Source organism: Micromonospora sp. NPDC023869, from assembly GCF_055559695.1.
The window spans coordinates 133,575-139,811 of the sequence record NZ_JBVHKD010000005.1 but is presented as its reverse complement, the minus strand read 5'-3'; the positions used below and the strand labels follow the sequence as shown (position 1 = coordinate 139,811).

Genomic DNA, 6,237 nt, shown 5'->3' with positions numbered 1-6,237 from the left:
AGGTGCTCGGCGCAGGTGCTCAGCCCTTTTCGAGGTACTCCGCGCGGTCCGCGTCGACCAGGGCGGCGACCGACGCGGCCAGGGCTGGGTGCCGGGCCAGGTCGGGGTCCTCCTCGACCATCTCGATCGCCTCCGTCCGCGCGTCACGGATCAGGTCCGCGTCGCGCAGCAGCGACAGCAGCCGCAGGTGCGAGCGGCGGCCGGACTGCGTCGCGCCCAGCACGTCGCCCTCCCGCCGTTGCTCCAGGTCGAGCTCCGCGAGCTTGAAACCGTCGGTGGTGGAGGCGACCGCATCCAGGCGTTCCCGGGCACTGCTGCCCTCGGTCGCCTCGCTCACCAACAGGCAGAGCCCGGGTGCGCTGCCCCGGCCCACCCGGCCGCGGAGCTGGTGCAACTGGGAGACGCCGAACCGGTCGGCGTCCAGCACCACCATCATCGTCGCGTTGGGCACGTTCACGCCGACCTCGACCACGGTCGTGGCCACCAGGACGTCCAACTCCCCGGCGGCGAAGGACCGCATCACCGCGTCCTTCTCGTCGGCTGGCAGTCGACCGTGTAGGACGCCGATGCGTACCCCATGCAGTGGTCCCTCGGCCAGCAGCGGAGCGACCTCGGTCACCGCAAGCGGCGGACGGCGGCCGTTGTCGTCCAGTTCCGGCGGCTCCTCGTCGCCGCCGGGCTTCGCGTCCGCCTCCCCGATCCGGGGACACACCACGTACGCCTGATGCCCCTTGCCGACCTCCTCGCGCAGTCGGCGCCAGGCCCGGTCGAGGAAGGCGGGCTTCTCGGCGGCCGGCACCACGTGCGAGGCGATCGGCGAACGGCCCTGCGGGAGCTGGGACAGCGTGGAGATCTCCAGGTCGCCGTAGACCGTCATGGCCACCGTCCGGGGGATCGGCGTGGCGGTCATCACCAGCACGTGCGGCGGCTGGTCGGCCTTGGCCCGCAACGCGTCCCGCTGTTCGACGCCGAACCGGTGCTGCTCGTCGACCACCACCAGGCCCAGGTCGGCGAAGTCGACGCCCTCGTAGAGCAGGGCGTGGGTGCCGAGCACGATGCCCGCCGCACCACTGGCGACCTCGGCGAGGGCCCGCCGCCGGGCCGCCGCGCCCAGGGAGCCGGTGACCAGTTCCACCCGGGTGGCCTGCTCGGCGGCACCGAGCTGACCTGCCTGTGCGAGCGGGCCGAGCAGGTCGAGCATGCCCCGGTGGTGCTGGGCGGCGAGCACCTCCGTCGGGGCCAGCAACGCCGCCTGACCGCCCGCGTCCACCACCTGGAGCATGGCCCGTAGCGCCACCACCGTCTTGCCGGAGCCGACCTCGCCCTGCAACAGGCGGTGCATCGGATGGTCGGTGGCCAGGTCCGCCGCGATCTCCACGCCGACGTCGCGTTGGCCGCCGGTGAGCTGGTACGGCAACCGGGCGTCGAACGCGTCCAGTAGCCCGCCCTGCCGTGCGGGGCGGGCCCGGGCCGGCCAGGCGGCGGCCTGCTGCTTGCGGCGGACCAGGGTCAACTGCACGGCGAACGCCTCGTCCCACTTCAATCGGCGCCGGGCGCGGTACAGGTCCTCGCGGCTGGACGGCCGGTGGATCTCGCGCAGGGCGACGTCGAGGCCGATCAGGTTGCGGGTGGCTCGCACGGTGGCGGGCAACGGGTCCTCCGGCGGCTCCACCGTGTCCAGCACCACCCGTACGCAGCGGGCGATCACCCAGGTCGGTACGGCGGCAGCCGCCGGGTAGACCGGGATCAGCGCACCGGCGAACTCCTCCACCTGCTCGTTGGCCGCGGCCTCCCCGTCGGTCTGGTCGCCGAGCAGCACGTACTCGGGTCCGTTGAGCTGCCGCTTGCCACGGAACTCGGTGACCTTGCCGGCGAACATGCCCCACCGCCCCGGGCGCAGTTCCCGCTCCCGCCATGCCTGGTTACCGAAGAAGGTGAGGGTGAGCGTGCCGCCGGAACCGTCGCCGACGGTCACCTCCAGCAGGTTGCCCCGACGCTGACGCATCGGGCGTACCGCGGTGCGCTGCACCTGGGCCAGCACGGTGACCTGCTCCCCGACGTCGAGCGCGCGGATGTCGGTGTGCTCGCCGCGCTCGTCGTACCGGCGCGGGAAGTGATAGAGCAGGTCACCGGCGGTGTGCAGGTCGAGGTGACCGGCGAGCGCCTTGGCGGTCCGGTCACCGACGAGCTTCTTGAGCGGCGTGTCCACGGTGGACGCATCCGAGGTCATTCGACACCTACCAGCAGGGGATAATGCGGCTGTCCGCCCGGATACGTGTGCACCTCCACGAAGGGCCACCGGCCGACGATGTGCGTACGCACCGCCTCGGCCAGCCCGTCCGGCGCGTCCGCGCCGACGAGCAGGGTGACCAGTTCGCCGCCGCCGCCGAGCATCCGGTCGACCAGGGCGACGCTGGTCTGCACCAGATCGGTGCCGATCAGGTGCACCTCCCCCTCGACCAGGGCGAGTACGTCACCGGCGCGGCACGGACCGGCGACGGTGAGCGCGTCCCGTCCGGCCCGGCACACCTCCGCGTGCCGGCAGGCCCCGGCGGCCTCGGCCATCGCGATCACGTCGTCCTCGAAGCGCCGGCTCGGGTCACGGACGGCGAGCGCGGCGAGCGCCTGCACCGGTGACCGGGTGGGCACCACGCTGACCTTCACGCCCGACCGGTGTGCCTCCACCGCGACCTGGTTCGCCACCGCCTGCGCCTTCGGGTCGTTGGGCAGCACCACGACCCGCGCCGCCCCGGTCGCGCGGACCGCGTCGAGCAGTTCGCCGGTGGACGGGTTGCCGGGCACCACCACCGCGCCCTCACCGGCCAGCAGCTCGGCGATGCCGGGCCCGGTGGCCACCACCACGGCCCCACGGCCGTCGGGCGCCGGACCCGGCGCGGCTGCCCGGACCGCGTCGGGCTCCGGCACCGCTGCGGAGGCCAGGGTCGCGCCGGGCGCCGCACCGGGGGCCGGAGTCGTGCCGGGGGCCGGGGCCGCGCCAGGGGTCGAGGTCGGGGCCGCGCCGGAGGGCGGAAGCGTACCGGGCGCCGAGGCCGGGCCGAAGGTGTTGTCGAGGGCTGAGGCGGCGTCGGAGGCCGGGGTCGCCTCGGGGACACGCTGGTCGGCGAAGCGGGTCACCGAGATTTGGTACGGGCGGCCGGCCACCACACCCGCCTCGATCGCCGCCCCGATGTCGTCGACGTGCACGTGCACCTGCCAGGTCCCGCCGGTCGGGCTGCCGTCGCCGACGACCACCAGGGAGTCGCCGAGCGCGTCCAACTCGTCGCGCATCCTCCGCACCGCCTCGGGCTCGGCGTCGAGGAGGAACTGCACCTCGTAGGCGTACCCGGCGGACGTGGTCTCCCGCGCGGCGGCCAGTGGCACCGGCCGGGGAGTCGGCGTGCAGGTCACCGGGGTCTCCCCGGTGACCACCTCGACCAACGCGTCCAGCAGCAGGCAGAACCCCCGCCCACCGGCGTCGACCACACCGGCCCGGGCCAACGCCGGCAGCTGCTCGGGCGTACGCGCCAGGGCCGTCGCCGCGCCGGACGCGGCGGCCCGCGTCACCGTGGGCAGCGCGCCGTCGACGGCCCGTGCGGCCGCGTCGGCGGCGGCCGACGCCACCGTCAGCAGGGTGCCCTCCTCCGGCCGGGCCACCGCCGCGTAGGCCGCCACGCTCGCCACGCGCAGGGCGGCGGCCAGCTCCCGTCCGCGCACCTCGGGGACGGGGCCCAGCGCGTCGGCGAGGCCGCGCAGGATCTGCGACAGGATCACGCCGGAGTTGCCCCGGGCCCCGAGCAGCGCGCCCCGGGCCAGCAGCCGCAGGGCGTGCCCGTGCGCGGTCGAGGTGCCGTCCGCCCCGGTGTCGAGATCCATCGCCAGGGCCTGCTGGGCCGAGGTGAGGGTGAGCACCAGGTTGGTGCCGGTGTCGCCGTCGGGCACCGGATAGACGTTGAGGTCGTCGATCTCCCGCTGGTGCCGCTTGAGCGTGGCCAGCCCGCTGGCACACCAGCGGCGCACGGCGGCGGCATCGAGGGTGTCCAGCACGGTGGAAGCCTACTGGCGTAGGGTGACAGTCGCCGGGCGTGTCACGTCGCGGCCGGATCCACGTGCCACTCAGCCCACATGCCACCCGGCCGGACCCGGGTGTCGCTCGGCCGGATCCGCCGTGTCGGGCGGCCGGGCTCCCGGTGGAGCCGGCCCTGGTGCCGGACGGTGGCCGCCGAGGCCGGGCCGGGGCCGATTGGGCAGCCGGTTCCACCATCGGGTACCCTGGCCAGGTTGCCCGGGCAGCACCTGCCGGCGACCTCATGAACGTTTCAAACCCAGGAGTATCCCGTGGCTAGCGTGTGCGACGTCTGTGGCAAGGGACCGGGCTTCGGCCACAACGTGTCCCACTCGCACCGGCGGACCAACCGCCGCTGGAACCCGAACATCCAGTCGGTGCGTACCCCCGCCGGTGGCGGCACGACCAAGAAGCTGAAGGTCTGCACGTCCTGCATCAAGGCGGGCAAGGTCGCCCGCGCCTGACGCGGGATCACACTGTCGTTCGATGCCGGTGGGCCGATGGCCCACCGGCATCGTCGTGTCCGCGCCCGGAAGGTCCGCACCGCCGGCACCGACTCGCGCCGGCAACGAACCGGCGGCATCGCCGTCGCGCCGGCACTGATGTTAGGAAGGGTCCCCTGCTATACACCAGGCGTTAGCAGGGGACCCTTCCTTACATCTCAGAACAGCTCAGAACAGCTCAGAGCGTGCGGCCGAACGACAGGCAGCCGGGCTCGGCGGCGTAGAAGCCGAAGTTGGGGATCCGCTCGTAGCCGGCACCGGTGTACATCGCGATCGCCTCGGGCTGCCGGTCGCCGCACTCCAGGATGAGGCGCTTGCGGCCGTGCTCGCGGGCCGAGCGCTCGATGGCCGCGAGCACCGTCCGGGCCACCCCTCGGCCACGGGCCTGCGGCGCGGTGTACATCCGCTTCAGCTCGGCGGTGTCGCCCTGGTCGCCGTGACTGCGCCAGCCGCCGCAGCCGACCGGCTGCCCGTCCAGGTGGGCGACCAGGAACGCCCCGGCCGGGGGCGCGAACTCGTCGGCGTCGACCGGGGTCTCGTCACCGCTGCCGCCGTAGCGGGCGCCCAGATCGGCCAGCGCGGCGGTGATCAACCGCTGCGCGACCGGGGAGTCGAAGGGCACCACGTGGATCTCGATCTGCTGCACAGGTAAAGGGTACGACCCAACCTGCCCCTTACCGGGCGGGGTCACCGGAAGTGATCCCAGCCGCCCGGACCGTCGAACGGTCGCCCGTCCACGGTCACTCCGGAGCCCTCCCCGACCCGGCCGACCACCCGCCAGTCGGCGGGCAGCGCCGTGGTCGGCGGGAAGGTCGCCACCAGGGCGTGATCGTCGCCACCCGCCAGCAACCAGGAGTACGGGTCGACGCCGAGAGCCTGCGCGGCGTCCCGCATCTGCGGCGGCACCTCGAAGGCGTTCCGGGTGAGGTCGACGGTCACCCCGCTGGCCCTCGCCACGTGCCCGAGGTCGGCGAGCAGCCCGTCGGACACGTCGATCATCGCGGTGGCACCGAGCCGGGCGGCCTGGGGCCCGGCCGGATAGGGCACCTCCGGCCGCCGGTACGCCTCGACCAGCAGCCGGGGCGTCCGGAACCCTCGGGAGAGCACGGTGAATCCGGCCGCCGCGTACCCGGTGCGACCGGCCAGGGCGACGAGGTCCCCGGGTCGCGCACCGGCCCGGGTCACCGGGGCACGACCGCCCAGGTCACCCAGGGCGGTGACCGCGATGGTCAGGGTGGGGCTGGCCGACATGTCCCCGCCCACCACGCTGGCGCCGACCTCGGCCGCCTCGGCACCGAGCCCGTCGGCGAGTTGCTCCACCCAGTCGGTGGCCGCGTCGGCCGGTACGCAGAGCGCCACCAGCAGCGCGGTCGGGTCGGCGCCCATCGCCACCACGTCCGCGAGGTTCGCCGCCGCCGCCCGGCGCCCGATGTCGTACGCGCCGGACCAGTCCCGGCGGAAGTGTCGCCCCTCCACCAGTACGTCCGTCGAGGCGACCACCCGGGCGTCGGGCGCGGCGACCACGGCCGCGTCGTCACCGGGGCCGAGCAGCACCGTGGAGCCGTACGACAGGCGGGAGGTCACCCGGTCGATCAGCCCGAACTCGCCGACACCCGCCACGCTCACGCCGCCGCTCCGTCACGCCCCGTGCCGACGGGGGACGTCGTCGCG

The 6,237-nt window shown here is 74.3% G+C and carries 5 protein-coding genes; 1 reads left to right on the top strand and 4 read right to left on the bottom strand.

The genetic code is table 11. From position 1 onward, the window contains the following. Positions 1 to 19 precede the first annotated feature (19 nt). Positions 20 to 2,230, bottom strand: a complete 2,211-nt coding sequence (gene recG, locus ACZ31C_RS16750; protein ID WP_465796048.1) for an ATP-dependent DNA helicase RecG — start codon at positions 2,228 to 2,230, stop codon at positions 20 to 22. Beyond that, positions 2,227 to 4,017, bottom strand: coding sequence for a DAK2 domain-containing protein (locus ACZ31C_RS16745; RefSeq protein WP_465796239.1), 1,791 nt, complete (start codon positions 4,015 to 4,017; stop codon positions 2,227 to 2,229). Before ACZ31C_RS16745 ends, recG begins: the two co-directional genes overlap by 4 nt. A gap of 318 nt (positions 4,018 to 4,335) precedes the next feature. Between ACZ31C_RS16745 and rpmB the strand changes: the two genes are divergently transcribed. Next, positions 4,336 to 4,527: a 50S ribosomal protein L28 gene (rpmB, locus tag ACZ31C_RS16740; RefSeq protein ID WP_093401721.1), complete on the top strand. Its 192-nt coding sequence runs from the start codon at positions 4,336 to 4,338 to the stop codon at positions 4,525 to 4,527. A 217-nt stretch (positions 4,528 to 4,744) separates the two neighbouring features. Here the strand turns inward: rpmB and ACZ31C_RS16735 are convergent, their stop codons facing one another. Then, positions 4,745 to 5,212, bottom strand: a complete 468-nt coding sequence (locus tag ACZ31C_RS16735) for a GNAT family N-acetyltransferase (protein ID WP_465796047.1) — start codon at positions 5,210 to 5,212, stop codon at positions 4,745 to 4,747. Positions 5,213 to 5,253: 41 nt separating this feature from the next. Then, positions 5,254 to 6,192, bottom strand: a complete 939-nt coding sequence (locus ACZ31C_RS16730) for a thiamine-phosphate kinase (protein ID WP_465796046.1) — start codon at positions 6,190 to 6,192, stop codon at positions 5,254 to 5,256. Positions 6,193 to 6,237 lie beyond the last annotated feature (45 nt).

Excerpts from the sequence above, each read along its gene's own strand:
- recG (WP_465796048.1), bottom strand. The coding sequence starts at position 2,230 with ATGACCTCGGATGCGTCCACCGTGGACACGCCGCTCAAGAAGCTCGTC.